Origin of the sequence: Aeromonas sp. (assembly GCF_050252055.1) — a bacterium.
In the GTDB taxonomy this organism is placed as follows: Bacteria; Pseudomonadota; Gammaproteobacteria; order Enterobacterales; family Aeromonadaceae; genus Aeromonas; species Aeromonas caviae.
The window spans coordinates 146,711-162,274 of the sequence record NZ_JBFWLQ010000008.1 but is presented as its reverse complement, the minus strand read 5'-3'; the positions used below and the strand labels follow the sequence as shown (position 1 = coordinate 162,274).

The 15,564-nt window shown below is 63.3% G+C and carries 20 protein-coding genes and 1 tRNA gene; 2 read left to right on the top strand and 19 right to left on the bottom strand.

From position 1 onward, the window contains the following. Positions 1–43: 43 nt before the first annotated feature. Positions 44–128: transfer RNA gene (locus AB7E19_RS15525), tRNA-Leu, on the top strand. A gap of 261 nt (positions 129–389) precedes the next feature. Here the strand turns inward: AB7E19_RS15525 and AB7E19_RS15520 are convergent. Further along, positions 390–1,853 (bottom strand): Shedu immune nuclease family protein, encoded by a 1,464-nt coding sequence (locus AB7E19_RS15520; protein ID WP_427935852.1) that lies wholly within the window; start codon positions 1,851–1,853, stop codon positions 390–392. A gap of 119 nt (positions 1,854–1,972) precedes the next feature. On the opposite strand from AB7E19_RS15520, the gene AB7E19_RS15515 reads away from it, so the two are divergent. Beyond that, positions 1,973–2,332 carry a hypothetical protein gene (locus tag AB7E19_RS15515; protein WP_427935850.1) on the top strand — a complete coding sequence of 120 codons (360 nt, stop codon included), beginning with the start codon at positions 1,973–1,975 and terminating at the stop codon, positions 2,330–2,332. A gap of 115 nt (positions 2,333–2,447) precedes the next feature. On the opposite strand, the gene AB7E19_RS15510 is transcribed toward AB7E19_RS15515, so the two are convergent. The 18 genes from AB7E19_RS15510 to AB7E19_RS15425 are packed head-to-tail and all read right to left on the bottom strand — an operon-like array spanning position 2,448 to position 15,564. After that, positions 2,448–4,061, bottom strand: coding sequence for a hypothetical protein (locus tag AB7E19_RS15510; protein ID WP_427935848.1), 1,614 nt, complete (start codon positions 4,059–4,061; stop codon positions 2,448–2,450). Then, positions 4,058–4,606 (bottom strand): hypothetical protein, encoded by a 549-nt coding sequence (locus AB7E19_RS15505; protein ID WP_427935846.1) that lies wholly within the window; start codon positions 4,604–4,606, stop codon positions 4,058–4,060. Before AB7E19_RS15505 ends, AB7E19_RS15510 begins: the two co-directional genes overlap by 4 nt. Next, the gene (locus AB7E19_RS15500) at positions 4,603–5,484 is read right to left on the bottom strand and encodes a hypothetical protein (RefSeq protein ID WP_427935844.1); all 882 of its coding nucleotides are present in this window, start codon (positions 5,482–5,484) and stop codon (positions 4,603–4,605) included. Before AB7E19_RS15500 ends, AB7E19_RS15505 begins: the two co-directional genes overlap by 4 nt. Continuing rightward, complete coding sequence (locus AB7E19_RS15495; RefSeq protein ID WP_427935842.1) at positions 5,481–5,906, bottom strand: tail fiber assembly protein; 426 nt, start codon at positions 5,904–5,906, stop codon at positions 5,481–5,483. The genes AB7E19_RS15500 and AB7E19_RS15495 overlap by 4 nt, the downstream gene beginning before the upstream one ends. Continuing rightward, the gene (locus AB7E19_RS15490; RefSeq protein ID WP_427935840.1) at positions 5,906–7,948 is read right to left on the bottom strand and encodes a phage tail protein; all 2,043 of its coding nucleotides are present in this window, start codon (positions 7,946–7,948) and stop codon (positions 5,906–5,908) included. Before AB7E19_RS15490 ends, AB7E19_RS15495 begins: the two co-directional genes overlap by 1 nt. Beyond that, on the bottom strand, positions 7,945–8,547 hold the full coding sequence (locus tag AB7E19_RS15485; protein WP_427935838.1) for a phage tail protein: 603 nt from the start codon (positions 8,545–8,547) through the stop codon (positions 7,945–7,947). The genes AB7E19_RS15490 and AB7E19_RS15485 overlap by 4 nt, the downstream gene beginning before the upstream one ends. Then, positions 8,540–9,727 (bottom strand): baseplate J/gp47 family protein, encoded by a 1,188-nt coding sequence (locus tag AB7E19_RS15480; RefSeq protein WP_427935836.1) that lies wholly within the window; start codon positions 9,725–9,727, stop codon positions 8,540–8,542. Before AB7E19_RS15480 ends, AB7E19_RS15485 begins: the two co-directional genes overlap by 8 nt. Next, the gene (locus tag AB7E19_RS15475; protein WP_041214416.1) at positions 9,724–10,047 is read right to left on the bottom strand and encodes a DUF2590 family protein; all 324 of its coding nucleotides are present in this window, start codon (positions 10,045–10,047) and stop codon (positions 9,724–9,726) included. The genes AB7E19_RS15480 and AB7E19_RS15475 overlap by 4 nt, the downstream gene beginning before the upstream one ends. Then, positions 10,047–11,969, bottom strand: coding sequence for a phage tail tape measure protein (locus tag AB7E19_RS15470; protein WP_427935834.1), 1,923 nt, complete (start codon positions 11,967–11,969; stop codon positions 10,047–10,049). Before AB7E19_RS15470 ends, AB7E19_RS15475 begins: the two co-directional genes overlap by 1 nt. A gap of 6 nt (positions 11,970–11,975) precedes the next feature. After that, entirely contained in the window at positions 11,976–12,119 is a 144-nt protein-coding gene (locus tag AB7E19_RS15465; RefSeq protein ID WP_218291355.1) for a DUF6890 family protein, read from the bottom strand. Positions 12,120–12,160: 41 nt separating this feature from the next. After that, positions 12,161–12,421, bottom strand: coding sequence for a putative phage tail assembly chaperone (locus AB7E19_RS15460; protein WP_041214418.1), 261 nt, complete (start codon positions 12,419–12,421; stop codon positions 12,161–12,163). Continuing rightward, positions 12,418–12,618, bottom strand: coding sequence for an Rz1-like lysis system protein LysC (gene lysC, locus AB7E19_RS15455; RefSeq protein WP_235671700.1), 201 nt, complete (start codon positions 12,616–12,618; stop codon positions 12,418–12,420). The genes AB7E19_RS15460 and lysC overlap by 4 nt, the downstream gene beginning before the upstream one ends. After that, on the bottom strand, positions 12,545–12,979 hold the full coding sequence (locus AB7E19_RS15450; protein WP_427935830.1) for a hypothetical protein: 435 nt from the start codon (positions 12,977–12,979) through the stop codon (positions 12,545–12,547). The genes lysC and AB7E19_RS15450 overlap by 74 nt, the downstream gene beginning before the upstream one ends. Then, the gene (locus AB7E19_RS15445) at positions 12,976–13,437 is read right to left on the bottom strand and encodes a glycoside hydrolase family 24 protein (RefSeq protein ID WP_427935828.1); all 462 of its coding nucleotides are present in this window, start codon (positions 13,435–13,437) and stop codon (positions 12,976–12,978) included. Before AB7E19_RS15445 ends, AB7E19_RS15450 begins: the two co-directional genes overlap by 4 nt. After that, positions 13,424–13,750 (bottom strand): phage holin, lambda family, encoded by a 327-nt coding sequence (locus AB7E19_RS15440; protein ID WP_167825649.1) that lies wholly within the window; start codon positions 13,748–13,750, stop codon positions 13,424–13,426. Before AB7E19_RS15440 ends, AB7E19_RS15445 begins: the two co-directional genes overlap by 14 nt. Positions 13,751–13,773: 23 nt before the next feature. Next, entirely contained in the window at positions 13,774–13,983 is a 210-nt protein-coding gene (locus AB7E19_RS15435; protein ID WP_048207751.1) for a TraR/DksA family transcriptional regulator, read from the bottom strand. A 9-nt stretch (positions 13,984–13,992) separates the two neighbouring features. Next, complete coding sequence (locus AB7E19_RS15430; protein WP_041214425.1) at positions 13,993–14,448, bottom strand: phage protein; 456 nt, start codon at positions 14,446–14,448, stop codon at positions 13,993–13,995. Positions 14,449–14,451: 3 nt separating this feature from the next. Beyond that, positions 14,452–15,564 carry a DUF2586 domain-containing protein gene (locus tag AB7E19_RS15425; RefSeq protein ID WP_427935825.1) on the bottom strand — a complete coding sequence of 371 codons (1,113 nt, stop codon included), beginning with the start codon at positions 15,562–15,564 and terminating at the stop codon, positions 14,452–14,454.

The window sequence follows — 15,564 nt, the reverse complement described above, 5'->3', positions numbered from 1 at the left end:
CACCTTGCATGGCCAAGCGCCATTCGTATAATCCCTCGCAGCTGCCCGGGTGGCGAAATCGGTAGACGCAGCGGATTCAAAATCCGCCGTTGCAAGACGTGTCGGTTCGAGTCCGACCCCGGGCACCATTAACTAATTCAATGACTTAAGGCCACCCGAGCGGGTGGCCTTAAGTTTTTCTGGCTCTTGATACAGACTTTATGTCCACATCGTGTCCACCAAAGATTAGATGATCGAGTCATAGCGGTCTTCATTTTCCTGCTCAAGACCGAATGTGTCCGTGCATATGTCACCGAAATTCTCCGTTTCTGTGACTTCGTTCTGTCTTTCAGATTCAGCCACGACTGAGGTTTCTGCTTTTGAGTCCCTTTGGCGGGCTGTTGAATTCCCTAAAAGGTCACACTGTCATCCGGTTGAGAAGTTTCAATTTTTTTTCTTGGTGCTAGTAAGTCATAGAGAGATTGGAGGCGTTCCACAAGTTCGTCGAATGTGACGACATGAACTCCGTGCAACGAATGACGGTATTGCTCGAAGCCTTTAGCGTGTTCCTCATCCTTTGGTTTTAGGCCAATGATTACCACGCAAGCTATAGAGTGTGGCCGGTAACCTTGTCGATCAAGATCAGTACCTACGAGCTTGAAACTGGATTGAAACTCGGCTCTCTGGGCAACTACCTGTGCGACTGCCCCGCTGAGCTCCGCAGAAGGTGGGTAGATACCACGGTATTCGTTAGCGAGAAGCGGAATACCAGGGCGCTTGATTTCCACCAAAGCAAGATTATTGGTAGTTGCAGCAGCTAATAGAAAATCGCTATAGGAACCGCCTCTGCCAGTGTGCAGTTTTCCACCGACGTAGGGTTGGTCACCAATAAGAATCACTGGGTAGTGAAACGCCATGGTGAGGATGAAGGGATTCGCCGACAAGAAGCTCTGCCACTTTGGTTCAGTCGTTGACTTATCTAGCAGTTCAGAACAGCGCCCGATCAGCTCACGGAGAGTCACCAGCTCAATATCTTGCTTTAGCTGTAATAATGCCGATGGTTCTGACTTTACCAAGTCACTTGCGTGGCCTCTGACTAAGGCTACTGCAGCACGCTGGTCCCTTTTGGTCAGCGTGACTTGTCCCCGGGAGCTAGCCGATAGATTCGATAACGCATCTGCGGGGAGTGACAAGCGCTTTACATCGAACTGCTTTGGGGCCACTTGATGTAGAAGGCGGTTGTGGCATATCGCAGTCTTTTCTTTTCGAGCTGCCCGTTGATGGCGGGTTGTGGCTGAAGTTATCTCTCTACGTAGCTGATGATAGCTGTGCATCCCAAGAAAGTAGTACGGTGGCTCCAATCGGTCGGTCCCTGGGCGAGTTTGTGAGCAGTGAAAGCAGACAGTTGTAATGCCAGGTATTTCAGCAATCGTAGTAACTATACTGCGGAACTCCCAGCGTAGACCGAGCCCATATCGCCAATTTTTATAGAAACCAACAGGTAGAGATTCAAGAAAGTCGTCAAGTTCTTCAATTGAAGTCGGAAGCTCATAGGGACCGCTGGTTCGAGGTGCAATGCAAAGCTCTTCAATACTGCCATACAATGGTCGACCATAGTCTCGATGGTCACCTCTTTGCTGTACTGGCCATATGGATATAAGGTCCTTAGTGATGCACATTATTCGTACCCAAGGCCATTCATCGGCGGCATCTTCTTCAAGAACAAGTTTGTCTGAATAGTAAACGTCGACTCTTTCCACTTCGTCCTGAATATCGGTTGGTATCCCCTGATTGTCGAGAAGCAGGAGTTCGGCGAAAGGCCCTCCATCAGTTCTTTGTGAGTATCGATATTCACTATTTGGTACTGACGCCATTCTGGTCCCCTTCTGATGCTGTGGCAAAGCAACCCAAATTTATCTGATAAGTCTGATGTGCCGGCCTTCAATTTTTCATTTTTCAGATATTCATCAGTGTTTTTATCTTATTGAAATATATGGGTTTTATCATCTTTTACGCATGGGGATGCTATTCACTCGATTTTTTGAATTCCACGAAAAATAAAAAAATTAATAAAATTCAATGCGTTACGGCGCAGGTGTGCAACATGAAGCAGTATTCAAACTGTAAAATACTGCAAAAAGGATCCTTCATTTCAGATCCTCAACGCTCAGCGGATCCTCCATCTGACGCGGCCTGGGCTTATGGATTTGCGGTAATCAGCTTTTGCAAAAATTTTTATCGGTGTAGCCCGCAGGCGGGAGCGGATGAGCGCGGATTCCGTGGCGCAGACGCCGCCGTGGGTGTTTCCGTGGCTCGTCAGGAGGCTGTGAGCGTGCGCAGGCTTCACGTATGATGCAGCGCTGCCCGATGGCGCCTCTTCATGCGGCACACTTCCCTGGCCATGCTCAGGCGCTGTCAGGCAGATAAGAAGAAGGCCCCACACTGTGGGGCCTTCTTCACTTGGCGGGTTACTCGATGATGGGGGCGAGGGTGTTGGCCAGTTGCCCGGCTTGTTGGCCGTGTTTCGTCATTGCCGCGCTGTTCCCTGGTGCTGGTCCGCTGCCGTGGGTATGGCCAGCCGTGGCGGCAGCCAGTTGCTCCACCACGTTCATCAGCTGCAGCAGCAGCCGGAAGATGTTCACGCTATCTGTCCCCACCCAGGAGCGGGGTGCTTCCAGGTGCTGCAGTTCGCCGGCGACCGCCCGGCGCAGTTGTCCTACCACCTCGACCAGATCCCCGGCCGTGGTCTGGCTCAGGTTACCGAGGCTCCCCAGGGTGAGATCGTCACCGGCCAGCAGCTCGATGGCCCCCAGCGCCTCGATGAGCTTGAACCCGCCCACCTCCTCGACGCTGTGTTGCGCCACCTGCAGCCGATGCTGGCCATGGTCCCCCAGGTAGTTATCGCTTTGGTGGTGCATCTGCAGGGCCTGGTCGTGCAGGCGGCGGTCGGTGTGGCGGAAGATATTCCCCACGGTATCGGTCCGGCTGAACACCTCGGCCCGTTGCTGTTGCAGTTGCTCGCCCGGGGTGATGTCGGGCAAGGCCCAGCCGCTGCCAAGCACGGTGCGGATAAAGGGCCGGTCGGCCCGACCGAAGGCGAACCCCAGCTCAACCAGGGTCCCCTCGATGGGGAATTGCAGCAGGCCCTGCTCCTGCCCGCCGAACAGCACCGGCAACGGCACCGCCCGATACAGCGGGGTCGCCTTGTCGGGCTGACCATCCTCGCCCAGCAGCTGCACATCCACCGCGTAGCGGGGGCGAAAGGGGTCATTGAGCTGGCCGGCAGTGGCCTGATCGCTCACTGCCTCGACTCGCCCGAACTTGGGCAGGTGCATCTTGTCCGCCAGCTCCGGGAACTCGCCCTCCATCTTGCGCCGCTCCGGCGACTTCACCAGTTTGCCAGGTGTCGCCGTGGTCAGGGTCATCTCATCACCCTTGAGGCGTACCCGCATCACCCGCTTGCCGTTGATGATGGCCCCTGGCCGGATAGCTGGCACTGGCGAGAGTGTAAGGGTGTCGCCCGCCTGTCGCCCTGACCAGGCGGGATCGAGCGTCACCACCTTGTCATGCCAGCGGCTATGGGCGTGGCTGCCCACGTAGATGGCGCCATCCGGTTGCTGGTACCAGACAAAATCCGGCACCTCGAAGGCGCGCCCGGCGTTATCGAGCAACTGATAGCCGGTGCCGGCGCTAGTGAAGTTGGGGATAGGCCGGTCGGTGTAGTCTGCCCCCTGGGGCAGCAGGAAGGTGAGCCCGCAGCGGTCGGTCAGCCAGGCCAGCAGGCCGCGCAGGGTGGCATGCTGCTGGCTGACGGGCAGGCGGGAGCCCAGGGCACCGGCGAGCTCCCGGCACAACAGCTTGCTGGCACCGTTGGCGGCGGGCTGTACGTCGTACACGTAGCCTGTGAACCAGCGGCGCAGGTCGCCGTTATAACCGGAGTCCAGGGTGAAGGTCTGCCCCTTGCGGGCGGTGCCCTCAATGGTGAGGGCGGCGCGGCCGCCGGCGTTGAGATCCAGCACCAGATCATGGTCAACGAGGTGCACCGGTTTGCCAGCGAGTGTCAGTGAGGTGGTCAGTTTCATGCCAGCATGTCATCCATCGGTTGGAGCACATAGCGCTCGAAACTGCTGAGGCCTTGCGACTCGTCCCCCATTCCTTTGCTGCCGGGCTTGGCGGCGCTGGTGTTGGCAGTGCCCTGACCCACGGTCGGGGCTTGCTTGGGCAAACGCTGCTCGCGCTTCTCCGGTACCGAGTTGAACTCCTTCAAGGTGAATTGCACCTGCCAGGCCAGCAGCCCCTCTTGTTCGCTTGCGGTGATACGCCCGGCGAACCTCGCCTGGCGAACCTTCACCGATTTGGCCAGGAGCGACCCGACCCGGTAGATGTGGCGCTTGCCGCCGTTGCCCTTGGCATCGGCCAGCTCAAACAGCCGGCTCAGCATGCGCTCCTCTTTGAACGGAATAAGACCCGAAACGTCGAGCTCCTTGCCCTTGGCGCCCTGCTCGGCGCTGCTGGTCGAGCTGGTCTGGCCGCTCTGGTCCTTGTCCTGAAACTGCATCGATGCGGAGACCCGCATCGACTTCATGATGATGGGTTCGCCATCCAGGGTCAGCATGGCTTGGCTCATGGGGTCAACTCCTGCCAGAAGGTGAGCGGGGAAGGGGAGAGCAGCAGGGCACCGACCGTCAAGCTCATGCTGTGGTCGGGGGGCGTACTCTGCCCGAGTTGGGTGGCGAGGCTCGCCGGATCCCCCTGGCCTTGCCAGTGCCAGAGCGTGCCGGACAGCTTGCCAAGTTCGGCCAGGGCGGTGGCCAGCGCATCGAGGCGGGCGCTACGGCGCACGGCGAGCCCCTGCAGCTTGTCAATGGGGCTCTGGCTATCCCGGGCGAGGCTCTCCAGTTGGGCCAGCTCAGCGCCAAGTGCCGCCCTGGCAGGGCGCAGCGGTGCCCAGCAAAGGGGCTCCCCGGCGCGCCAGCGCGGTACCCTGGCGGCGGTGGGTTGGTGCATGGCGTCGTTACTGGCGGTGAGGCGGCGCAGGGTGGCGCACCACTCCGGTAACGGCAGCAGGGCGCAGAGGAGCGCCAACTGCCGGGCCAGGTCTTCGGCGCTGTTGCCGGTCGCCAGCCAGGCGAGGGCATGCTGCTGCCCGCTGGGCTGCCGTGGGTCGGCGCCATCCTGCAGCTTGGCGGCCAGGGCCGCCACCGCGTTGGGGGCGGACAGATGGTGCAGGGCGCCCTGCAGTTGTCCCACACCGTGCTGATAGGGGGTGACGGTGAGGCAGTGGCCAGTCACCAGCAACCGGTCGAGCTCGGCCCGAAGACCGGCCAAGCCCCCGGCCGCCTCGCTAAGCGGGTGGCGCCGATACTGGGCCCGCGCGGCCAGTCCCTGCAGTCGGCCCATGGCGCTCGCCTGGCTCGCCGGGAGCTGCCCCAGTACCTCCCGGGAGCGGGTGTGCAGGGTGTCAGCGCTCGCGGGCCAGCGCAGTGCCCCCTGGGCCCAGCTCATTGGGGCATCTCCGGCCAAGTGACCGAAGTTGGCCAGCCCTCGCTTTGCGGCAGGCGCATCAGGGCGATGCGATAACGTTGCAGGGCTTCCAGCTTGTCGAGCTCTTGTGGGGTGGCCACCTTCAGCTCTTTGGCGTCCTGCAGGGGGGCGATGTGCAGGGTGGCCTCGGCCTGCAGGGCATCGAGTTTGCGCTGCTGCTCGGCTTCGCTCGGGAGGTATTCGGGCTGGGTCAGCGTGCGGATCTCGCCGAACTCGCCGAACATGGCGCGCACATAGAGCTCGCGCCCATGCTCGGCCGAGTCGTCCTTGCGGGCGGTAAAGGTGACGAACTGTCCGGGTAGGTGAGCAAAGGCCACCTCCATGTCCAGTGCGTCCGGTTGGCCGGTGTAGGCGATGACGTTTTTGGCGGTGATAATCTCCATCAGGCGATCCTTATCCAGAGTGTGATGCGGGTATCGAAGGGGCCACCCGAGCCGAAGGAATAGCCGAGGCATTTCCAGGTGCCAGCCAATTTGGCGCCGTCCTGGTGCCGTTCCCCTGCCGAGGCGGGTACCAGGCTAGACCCCGACACAGTGGCGCCGATGCCCTTGGTGGCGCCGGAGACGTTGGAGGCCAGCACATAGGTGCCCACTTGTCCGTAGCTGCTCGCAACGATATCGGCGTTGCCCTGAGCGGAGGTGTGGGTATGCGCGGCTGGCGGCATGGTGCCAGGTTTGCCGGTGACTTCCCCCCAGCTGGGCCAGCGCGCGGCATAAGCCGGGATCCCGGTCAGTTGGGACCAGGGGTGCGAGTGGCTCGCTGCAGCTGCGCCGAGCTCGGCCGGCGTGGGCTTGTTGCCGGTGTTGTAATCCCGGGTCCAGGCTGTCCAGGCACCGGTGCTGTACTGCGCCCGGCGCCAGACCCGGCTGGAGTTGTAGACCAGGTAGGTCTGCTGGGGGCCGGCGCCAGAGCTGACGATGAGCGCCCCCGCGCTGTTCTCCGGGTAGTGGCGGGCAGCGGAGGCGTTGGCGTTGGCATGCTGGGCATACACCTTGGGCTCTTTCAGGGTGTCGAGGTCTTCGGTACCCAGATTGATGGGGTTGAGCCAGGAGCCCGGGTGCGAGTGAGACGTGGGCGAGAGGCCGTTCAGGGCTTGCTGCAGGCCTTCGACTTCCTGGATGGTCGGCTTGTGGCCAGTGTCGAAGACCTCGCGCCACGAGCTCCAGGTGGAGGTGTTCGCGCTGTAGTTACGCATGGCCAGGACCCCATCACCGTCGTATGGCCAGGCAATCTGGATCAGGGGCTCGGTCGCATAGATGCGCTTGGTCTCGCAGTAGAAATAGTTGCCTGATGTCGGGGGCGCGTTCTTGCTGCCGGTCTTCGCGTATAGCCCGAAGTCACCCGCTTTGCAGGTGTTCATGTCCTTGTTGTAGGTGACATCAAAGGCGGTCCCGTTGTTGCTCAACATATCGCGGCGCGCTTTGTAGCCGCTGGTATCGAGCTTGCTGGCGAGCGCCTGAGATAACCCCTCCACGTTCTCCATCTGGTGGCCGTGGCTGTTGTCTTTGACCTCCACCGCGATATTGACGCCCTGGGCATCTTCCAGGATCCCCTTGCCAGTCACATCCCCGGAGAGCTCGATGGTGCGCTTGCGGCGCAGGTCGGTGACACTGCCATCGCTGTTGATGGTGGCGACCTGGGCCACGTGGTGCTGATAGCCGTTGCCGTCCACATAGTTGGCAAGGGCCGGCACGCTCAGGGTGAGGGTGAAGTGATTCACCCAGGCATTGAGCAGCGAGCCCGCCCGGTAGATGTCGAGCCAGAGCCCCACCGGCTTGGCGCCGGGGGGGACCTTCCTGATCTCGTCGAGCTGGGCGCGCAGGCCGCCCACATAGGCCACCCCGGGCTGCACCTTGTAGACGCCGGCCTCGTTCACCAGCTTGAAGCCGTCACCGTAGAAGGTGGCCGGCCCGAAGAACTGCAGCGCCTGCAGGCGCAGGTCGTCGTCCATCCCGCGCAGGCGGGCGGCATAGTCAATCTGCCAGGTGCTGGCGTCCACGTGGGTGGCGGTGGCTTCAGAGGCTCGGTCGTACTCCATCAACATGGACTTGACCAGGCTGTTGCCGGTCTGGCCGGTGGCCTCATTGGTCTTGAGTTTGGTCTCCAGCCCCTTGTACACAATCATCCCCACCATGCCGCTGGCCTTGTTGATGAGGTACAGGGCATTGAAGCTGAAATCGCCGACCGTGGTGTCCATCACGATGGTGTAGGCCACCGCGTCGTTGTTGATGCGACCGCGCTGATCGACTGCGCGGCGATGCACGATCTGGCCCGCCGGCGGCAAGCCGAGATCCGGGCTTATCGGCTGGTTCGGGTCCAGGCCCGGGATGTTGGCCAGCACGAACTCATCGAGCACCACCGGCGTCTGGTTGGCGAGGCTCGCCTGCAGGTAGCTGGCGAAAGCGTTGGTAATGATCTGGCTCATGGGGTCCTCTTGAGTGTCGCGCCGAACACCTGCTGACCCATGTCGATGCGACCGGGGCGCAGGGTGGCGGTGACCGGGTAAACCACCTGGAAGCGGTAGCGGCGGCAGGTGCGGCCATAGTGTTGGATGAGGGTTTCCATCAGTTGCTGGTTGCTCGCGATGGCGCTATCGGTCACTTCGATGGTGATGACGTCCCAGGGCGTGCCGGCCTGGCGTTCGTGGATCTCGCACCAGCCGATGCCAAGGCGCTCGAAGATGCGTTTAAAGCCCGCCACTTCGCCAGCGTCCCTGGCGTTCACAAAGGCGAACTTGACCCGCTTGCGAAAGAGCGGCAGCGGCTCGCCGTTGAAACGGGTGATGTCTCGCTCCCAGGCGAGCAGGGCCAGCAGGGACTCCGAGCAGGTCAGCGGGTCTTGCTGGGCCAGCGGCAGCAGCAGCCAGCCCTTGAGCCGTTGCCAGAAGGCGTTGATGCCCTTGGCCAGGAACCCTGGCTCGGCATGGGCCGGGCTGATGGTGTAGCCATCTTCCCACCAGGGGGCGCTGGCATCCGGTAGCACAGGCGCCTGCCGCTCGTGCTCAAGGGGCGTCAGGTCAGTCATGCAGGGTCACCGTCAGCGTCTTCAATCGTGGGATGGCCAGCCCCGCAACGAGGTCACTCTCGCCAAAGCGCAGGCTCAGGAGCTGCGGGAACTGGCTGTGCAGCTCGCGGGCAAGCTGGGAGAGCGAGAAACGCGAGCGTGGCCAGGTGCGGGTGACGGCCGGGAAGTCAGCCGACTGGCGAAACGCCGCCCTGACCAGGTTCTCGGCGCCCGCTTTGAGCGCAGCCCGCTGCTCGTCGCTGAGGTTGGCCTGGGGCCAGAGCGCCAGGGTGAGGCTGTGCTGGGTCTCGGGGATGCTCATCACGAACAGATCATCCCCATGGCCATGGTTGCCCTGGCGGCCCACGTAGTCGTTGAGCTGGGTGATGAGGCTGGCCGGGGTGGCCCCCACCTCCAGCAGGATGTAAGCGTTGGCGGTACCGGGCCCCCGCGGGGCGTCATGCTCGAAGAAGATGTGATCGGCGCGGATCCCCGCGACGCTAGCCAGCATGGAGCGGTAAATCGCGTCGATGTGGTAGCGCCCCACCGCCGAGAACTGGTTCTGGATGCGCAGGCCGAGCGCATCGTTGCTCTCGACGTCGCTGCCCTGGGTGGTGATCCACTCCTTGTCATCGTTGCGGGCCGAGAGAATGCCGGTCACCGGTTCGCTCAGCAGGTTGTAATAGCCCGGGGCCAGATTCCAGGCCGCGCCGGCGAGCTCGGCCTCGCACACCACCCGGGCCACCGCTTCCCCGGCCGGGCTCACCACCGCCTGCAGAGGTTTGAGGCGGTAGATGGTGCCGTTGATGCGCTCGGTGGTAACCCAGATATCGGCCGGGATGGTGACGGCGTCGCTCGGGTTGGCCTTGACGAAATTGACCAGGCCCCGGGTCTTCTGGGCCGCCTTGCGGGTGAGATCCACATCCCAGGCCTTGAGGTCGAGATAGGCATCGGTGGCGGTCGCCGCGAAGGTGTTGGGCAGCACATGGCCCGCCAGCAGGGTGCGGATAAGCCAGAGGGCCGGGGTGATGACCACGCCGCGCACCAGCCGCCAGAACGGGCTCACATCTGAGTCGTTGGTGATAAGGGAGCCAGCGGCCACCACCTCCTTTTTGAGCTCGGCCTCCATGGCCGCCTCGGTGGTCGGCACGCCAGCCTCTGCCAGCAGGGCCATAAAGTCTACGGTCGGGCGCAGGTTCACAGGGTTACCTCCAGTTCGCCGAATTCATAAGTGCGGGCGGTGACCAGCACCCGGTCGGGAGCCTCTTCGCTGATGAAGATGGTGCCGGGCACCAGTCGCTCGTCGTCTTCAACCAGCAGCTCAATCTCGGTCATCACGTCGCTGCGCAGGGTCGGGCTGCGCTCGCCGATGAGCTTGCGGGCGAGCCCGGATTCCATGATGCGGTGCTTGATGTCCTGACCGATGCTGTGCCGGTCCTGGGTGGTGCGGGGCTGGCCGCCGGCATCAAGCTGCCAGGCGCCGTTCACCACCAGGATGTCGATGTACTTGGGGTCGCTCATCACTTGGTCTCCAGCCAGGCGTTTTCGGCCAGTTGCTCCGGGGTCATGGGGGTCTGGTTGGTGATGTGCACCTCGCCGATATGCAGGGACTTGGCGGGCTTCTGGTTGGCAGCGCTCGCCGCCGCGTTGGCCTGGATCAACTGCTGGCCCAGTCCGCCGGCCGGCACCTTGCTCTGCTCCGGTTGGCGGTAGCGGGCGAGGGGAGCGGTGATCGAGGCCTGTTGCTGCTCTGCCGCCATGGGGGCGGTGACCGTCCCCGGCATGACCGGGAGGGTCTGCGGGGTGAGCGCGGGCATCTGCAGATCCGGTATGCTGCCGAGCTCGATATTGACCCCCGGGATCAGGTTGAGCTTCTCGATCAGCCAGTCCACCGCCCGCCCCAGCAACTGGAAGGGGCTCAGGTTGCCGAGTAGCTGCATGAAGCTGGCCCAGCCAGCGGCGGCTCCGTCGATCATCGCCTGGACTGCCTCAAACACGCCCCAATCCGCCAGGGTCTTCTTGAGGTCGTCCCAGTAGTAGATCGCCAGCCCAATGGCGCCGACGAGCAACCCGCCGACCACATAGGCCAGCAGCACGGCCGGGTTCGCGGCCATCATGATGTTGACGGCCAGCAGGATGGCGCGAAAGGCAACCAGCCCGGCCTTGAGCAGGTTGAGCGGGGCGATCAGAAGCGACCAGGCGATGCCGAGCCCCAGGGTGGCCAGCTTGGCCACGCCAGCGACCAGCAGCCAGGCACCGGTCACCATGCCGAGGCCCACGATGGCGAGCAAGGCATAGCTCACCGCCCGGGTGAGGTTCGGGAAGAGGTGGGTCCAGCGCAGCACGGTGTCGGCGCCGTCGGCAAAGACCCCCACCACCTTGTTGATGGCCGGCAGCACCACACTAAAGGCGGCGGCCCGGATGGCGAACCATCCTTGCGTCACCCGTTCCCACTGGTCGGTCATTGAGGCGGCCATCTGCTCGGCCTTGCCCATACCGTGGGTGTTGGCCAGGGCGTTGATGTTGTTGGAAAGGGCCTTGGTGTTGGTCATCAAGAGTTTGACCATGGCGACCGCCTCATCCGAGCCAAACGCCTTCTTGAGCTCGTCCCCCTCGGCCACGCTCAGGGTCTCGCCATAGCGCGCCTTGAGTTTGTCGAGGATGGTCAGCACCGGCAGCATGTTGCCCGCCGAATCGGTGAACTTCATGCCGAGCGCCTTCTGGGCACTGCCCACCCCGGCCAGGAAGGCCTTGAACTTGGTCCCGGCCTCTCCGCCGCCCATGGTGGCTTGCAGTTGACCCAGCACGGCGAACTGCTCATCCATCGACACCCCGGCCGCCGTGGCGTTGGCACCGATGGCCCCGAAGGCATCGGCCATGCCCTGGCCGGTGGTCTTGAACAGCTGTACCGCGAGCGCCGTCTTACCGGCCACATCTTCCACCCAGTTGGCCTTGCCCATTCTCTTGGCCTGCTGTTCGAAGATGCCGTACATGGTGCCCATGTAGTTGGTGATGGTGGCGGTGTCGGCCTTGGTGGCCTTGGCCAGGACGGTCGAGGCGCGGGTAAAGGCGGGCAACTCGTTGCCCTCCAGCCCGGCGATGGCGGACTGTATGTCGTAGGAGGAGCGGACAATCTCGGTGGCCGAGTTGCCATACTGCACAGACAGCTTAAGGGCTTCCCGGCCGAGCGCGCCGAGCACGTCCTTTTGTACATCGAGGGAGGCCACCTCGGAGAGGGCCCGGTCCATCTCGATGGCGGGGCCGAGGGCCGCCTGCACCGCCAGCCCGCCGGCGGCCAGGGTAGTGGCACCCATGGCCATGTTGCTCCAGCCCTGGCGGCCCGCCTTGCTGACCTTGTCCATCTGGGCATTGATGCCGGCAAGGGGCTTGGTGACCTGGTCAACCAGGGCCACCTGCATCATCAATTTTTCCATCCAGGCCATCAGTCGTTACCCGTTCAGTGCTTTGGCAATGCCCTCTGCCACGGCGGCGGCGTTGGACTCTCGGTGCTGTTTGTCTAACCAGATGGCGCGAGCCAGGCTGTCGAGGTCGTCCTCTTCCTGGGGCAGGTAGTAGCGCCGCAGCGCCAGCACCTGCTCCAGGGGATTGCGCTCGATGGCCTCGGCGCGCGCGGTCAGTTTTTTACGGTGATCTCCAGGGTGGGGGCGAACTGCTCGTTAATGGCCCCCGCCAACTGCAGGGCGGCGCCCGGGCGCTTGAGCAACTCGTCCAGCGCGGCCTTGCTCTCCTGGCAGACGATCTTCTTGAGGTAGTTGTGGGCCGGCGCCACCTTGTCGCTCGGCATCATGTCGTTGATGAAGCCGTTGTAGGCGGTCATGGTCGGTTCAAAGCTGATGTCGGTACCGGCCACCGTCAGGGTCAGGGTCTTGCTCATGGGGTTGTCTCCTCTTGGGTTATCCAGTTGTTCAGGGTGGTGATCTGGGTTTGGCAGCGGCGCAGCGCCGTCTGCAGGGTGGGGATAAAGCGCACGGCATCGCCGTAGGTGCTCCCCGTGAAATCAGGCTCCGGGCAGTGGGGCACCAGTCCCGGCGGCGGCAGCCGCTTGACCACCCGGGTTTGCACCACGCTCAACGGCTGGCTGGAGCAGGCGCAGAGCGCCAGCAGGCAAAGGCTCGCGAGCGCAATCCGGGCGGCCCGCCGGCGGCGTGGCCAAGGCTTGTTGCAGGTCATCGGCGGTCTTCCTGTTCTGGTTGTCGAGTTCGGCCAACGCCGCGTTCTGGTGGTCGAGCAGTTGGCGCAGGGTGCTGTCTTCTTGTCGCAGCGTCTTGAGCACACTGGCCATCTGGTCGTTGGCCTCTCGCAGGGTGGCAATGGTCTCGTTGGCGGTGGCGAGCTCCCGGGTGCGCTGGGTGAGTCGTTCCCCCTGGGCAAACAGCAAGGTGCCAATCACCAGCCCGATCAGGGGCGGCAACAACCGGATGAACGTGCTCATGCCAGCACCCCGCCAAACTCGGTGAACTTGGCCAGCAGATCCGCCAGCTTGTGCTCGCGCTGGCCGTAGCCGGCGCCGGGCAGGCTGGCCCAGATGTTGGCGCACTTGGTGATCGCCTGTGGGATGTGTCCCTTGATCACGTCGTCCAGTGCCTTGCGCTCACGAATAAGCTGGATGGCCCAGGTGTCCTGGGAGACGGGGCCAAAGTCCGGCAGGCCGAGCGCCGCCTGGTAGTGGCGCCAATGGCGGGACAGGAACTGATAGCGCCCGGCGGCGGTGCTGTGCAGGGTCGGATTGACCCGCACTAACACATCGGGGTGTTCGCGGTAGTCCTGGAAGAACCCGGCCGGGTTGACCAGCTTGTTGTAACCATCGTCGCCCAGCCCCTTGGTGCCCTCGGCATAGGCGAGCAGGTCGAGAAAGGCGGCCATCTGGGGATGGCAGTCACTGCGCGGCATTGTTGTCCTCCTTCTTGCGAAACATCAGGGCCGCCCGGTCCCGGATGATGTCGATCCCAAGCAGCCCCACCACGCCGCCCAGGAAGGGGGTGGCCTCCTGGGGGATCCCGAGCAGGTGGGTCCCGGTGGCGGCCGCCAGGGTAATGAGGCCGCACAGCAGGGATTCGATCAGCCGGCGGCGACCCCGCCCACCCGCGTAGGTGATGCGCAGGAAGGCGATGGCTAGCGCCAGCAGGGCCCCATAGACGGCGGGCCAGTTGTCCATCAGCCAGGCCAGCAGGGCGGTGGCGAGGGTCGGGTCTTTATGAGGCATGTGGTTCATGTCCGTTGCTCTGGTTAGCGGGCCAACCGTTCAAGGCGGGTCTGGCAGGGGACGCACAGGCGCACTCCCGGCACATGGCGGCGGCGCCCCTCGGGGATGTCGTCGTCGCACTCTTCGCACTGGTGCAGGCTCTCCCCCTGGTAGTGCCCCTTGCCCACCTGGTTGGCGAGTTGGACCGCCAGCATGCGGGCGGCGTGGTGGTTGGCGCGGTCGATGTCGTCCAAGCGTCCCCCTTAACCCAGCAGGTGGCGGGTGTCTTCCTTGGAGAGGTAAGGCACGCCGTTGAGGTGAACGAAGTCGGGGGAGGTCACAAAGCCTTTCACCTTGTGCACGCTCTTGCTGCCCCCCTTGGGATCGATGTCGAGCAGGTCGGAGACCAGCAGCTTCACCCCGAAGGCCTCCACCTTCATGGTCTCGGTGCCGGTGTCGGCGTAGAACAGCACATCGTCCGGCTCCATCCCGCGCCAGCTCCCCGCCCGTTTGGCGGCGTCGGCCAATTGCGAGAAGTTCTTGGTATCGAGCTCGAACTCCAGCTCGGCGGCGACATCGCCATCGACGAAGCCATCCGGGATCCCCCGGGTTTGCGCCACGGCGCTGTTGTCGGTGATGGAGAGACTGGCCTTTTCGACGTGGACCATGGCCCCCAGGAGGGTGGTGTCAAAGCTGGCACCGGAGATACGACGGGTCATGGGTTAGCCCTCCCCATTGTTGAGGCTCAAGTCGAGCATGATGTTGACGGTGATCCCCTTGGGGCAGTCCACGGTACGCACCACCACAAACACCGAGACCAGGTTCTTGGCGGTCCACTGGATGCGGATGTCGCCATCCTGGGGGGAGGCGATGTCGCCTGGGAACGGCTGGCCGTTGATGGTGGTGGCCTTGGCCATCTCCCGCAGATCCTTGCCGAAGTAGGTGATGGCGGCGGCAGTGCTGCCCGGGGTGGAGTTGAACGAGCGATCCCCGATGCGGGCGATGGCGCGCAGGCGCATCCGGCGCGCCACCTTGTAGGCCACCCGCAGGTTCTCGATCACCTGGTAGTCGCCGCCCTCGGCGTCCAGGGTGCGGCCATCGGCCCAGTAGATCCCGTCATAGTCCGGGTACCACATCGGCACCGAATAGCGGTTGGCTTCAAGGGTCTGCAGGGTGGCCAGCGGCAGCGGGATCCCGTCCTTGTCCACCGGCTTGTTGCCAAGACCTACCAGGGCGCCGGTCTTCACCCGGCAGGGGCTGTCGGCGATGCTCACCGCCCGGTTGCACAGGCGGCCCGCGTAGGCGCCCGCCAGGGTCGGCCAAAGCTGCGGTACCAGGGAAACCGAACTCGCCGCGAGGCCGTCCTGCAGGGTGGCCAGCTCGGCCTCGTAGGTGGGCCAGTCCTGTTCGTCGGCGATGGCCGGCACGGCCAGCAGCATGAACTGCCAGCGCCCCCATTTGGCGATCAGCTCCTGATTGAGGGCGTGAGCGGCGTTGATGGCCGCCTGGTCCCACTCTTGCCCCAGCACCACGACCCCCTCAAACGACTGGGTCTGCTGGGCGTCGCGGGCCGCGTCCAGCCAGGGTTTGTCAGTGGGCAGCACATAGGCCGCCGCCGACCAGTTCTGGCCGGCGTTATCGCGTGCGGCCAGCAGGTTGGCCTTGAGCTCGCTGTCCGCAGCGCCGAGCAACTGATCGAAGTCGGATTGGGCGTTGAGGGAGAGCAGCTTGCCGGTGTTGCTGGCGGCGCTGCCGATGAACAGCAGGTGGCGCTCGACTTCCGTCACGGGCCCCTGCATCTGGTTCAAGTTGTTGATCTGTACATAAGGCCACAT

Bases quoted from the DNA above. Each gene is read 5' to 3' on its own strand.
- AB7E19_RS15520 (WP_427935852.1), bottom strand. From the start codon at position 1,853: ATGGCGTCAGTACCAAATAGTGAATATCGATACTCACAAAGAACTGAT.
- AB7E19_RS15515 (WP_427935850.1), top strand. From the start codon at position 1,973: ATGGGTTTTATCATCTTTTACGCATGGGGATGCTATTCACTCGATTTT.
- AB7E19_RS15510 (WP_427935848.1), bottom strand. From the start codon at position 4,061: ATGAAACTGACCACCTCACTGACACTCGCTGGCAAACCGGTGCACCTC.
- AB7E19_RS15505 (WP_427935846.1), bottom strand. From the start codon at position 4,606: ATGAGCCAAGCCATGCTGACCCTGGATGGCGAACCCATCATCATGAAG.
- AB7E19_RS15500 (WP_427935844.1), bottom strand. From the start codon at position 5,484: ATGAGCTGGGCCCAGGGGGCACTGCGCTGGCCCGCGAGCGCTGACACC.
- AB7E19_RS15495 (WP_427935842.1), bottom strand. From the start codon at position 5,906: ATGGAGATTATCACCGCCAAAAACGTCATCGCCTACACCGGCCAACCG.
- AB7E19_RS15490 (WP_427935840.1), bottom strand. From the start codon at position 7,948: ATGAGCCAGATCATTACCAACGCTTTCGCCAGCTACCTGCAGGCGAGC.
- AB7E19_RS15485 (WP_427935838.1), bottom strand. From the start codon at position 8,547: ATGACTGACCTGACGCCCCTTGAGCACGAGCGGCAGGCGCCTGTGCTA.
- AB7E19_RS15475 (WP_041214416.1), bottom strand. From the start codon at position 10,047: ATGAGCGACCCCAAGTACATCGACATCCTGGTGGTGAACGGCGCCTGG.
- AB7E19_RS15470 (WP_427935834.1), bottom strand. From the start codon at position 11,969: ATGGCCTGGATGGAAAAATTGATGATGCAGGTGGCCCTGGTTGACCAG.
- AB7E19_RS15460 (WP_041214418.1), bottom strand. From the start codon at position 12,421: ATGAGCAAGACCCTGACCCTGACGGTGGCCGGTACCGACATCAGCTTT.
- AB7E19_RS15450 (WP_427935830.1), bottom strand. From the start codon at position 12,979: ATGAGCACGTTCATCCGGTTGTTGCCGCCCCTGATCGGGCTGGTGATT.
- AB7E19_RS15445 (WP_427935828.1), bottom strand. From the start codon at position 13,437: ATGCCGCGCAGTGACTGCCATCCCCAGATGGCCGCCTTTCTCGACCTG.
- AB7E19_RS15440 (WP_167825649.1), bottom strand. From the start codon at position 13,750: ATGCCTCATAAAGACCCGACCCTCGCCACCGCCCTGCTGGCCTGGCTG.
- AB7E19_RS15430 (WP_041214425.1), bottom strand. From the start codon at position 14,448: ATGACCCGTCGTATCTCCGGTGCCAGCTTTGACACCACCCTCCTGGGG.
- AB7E19_RS15425 (WP_427935825.1), bottom strand. From the start codon at position 15,564: ATGTGGCCTTATGTACAGATCAACAACTTGAACCAGATGCAGGGGCCC.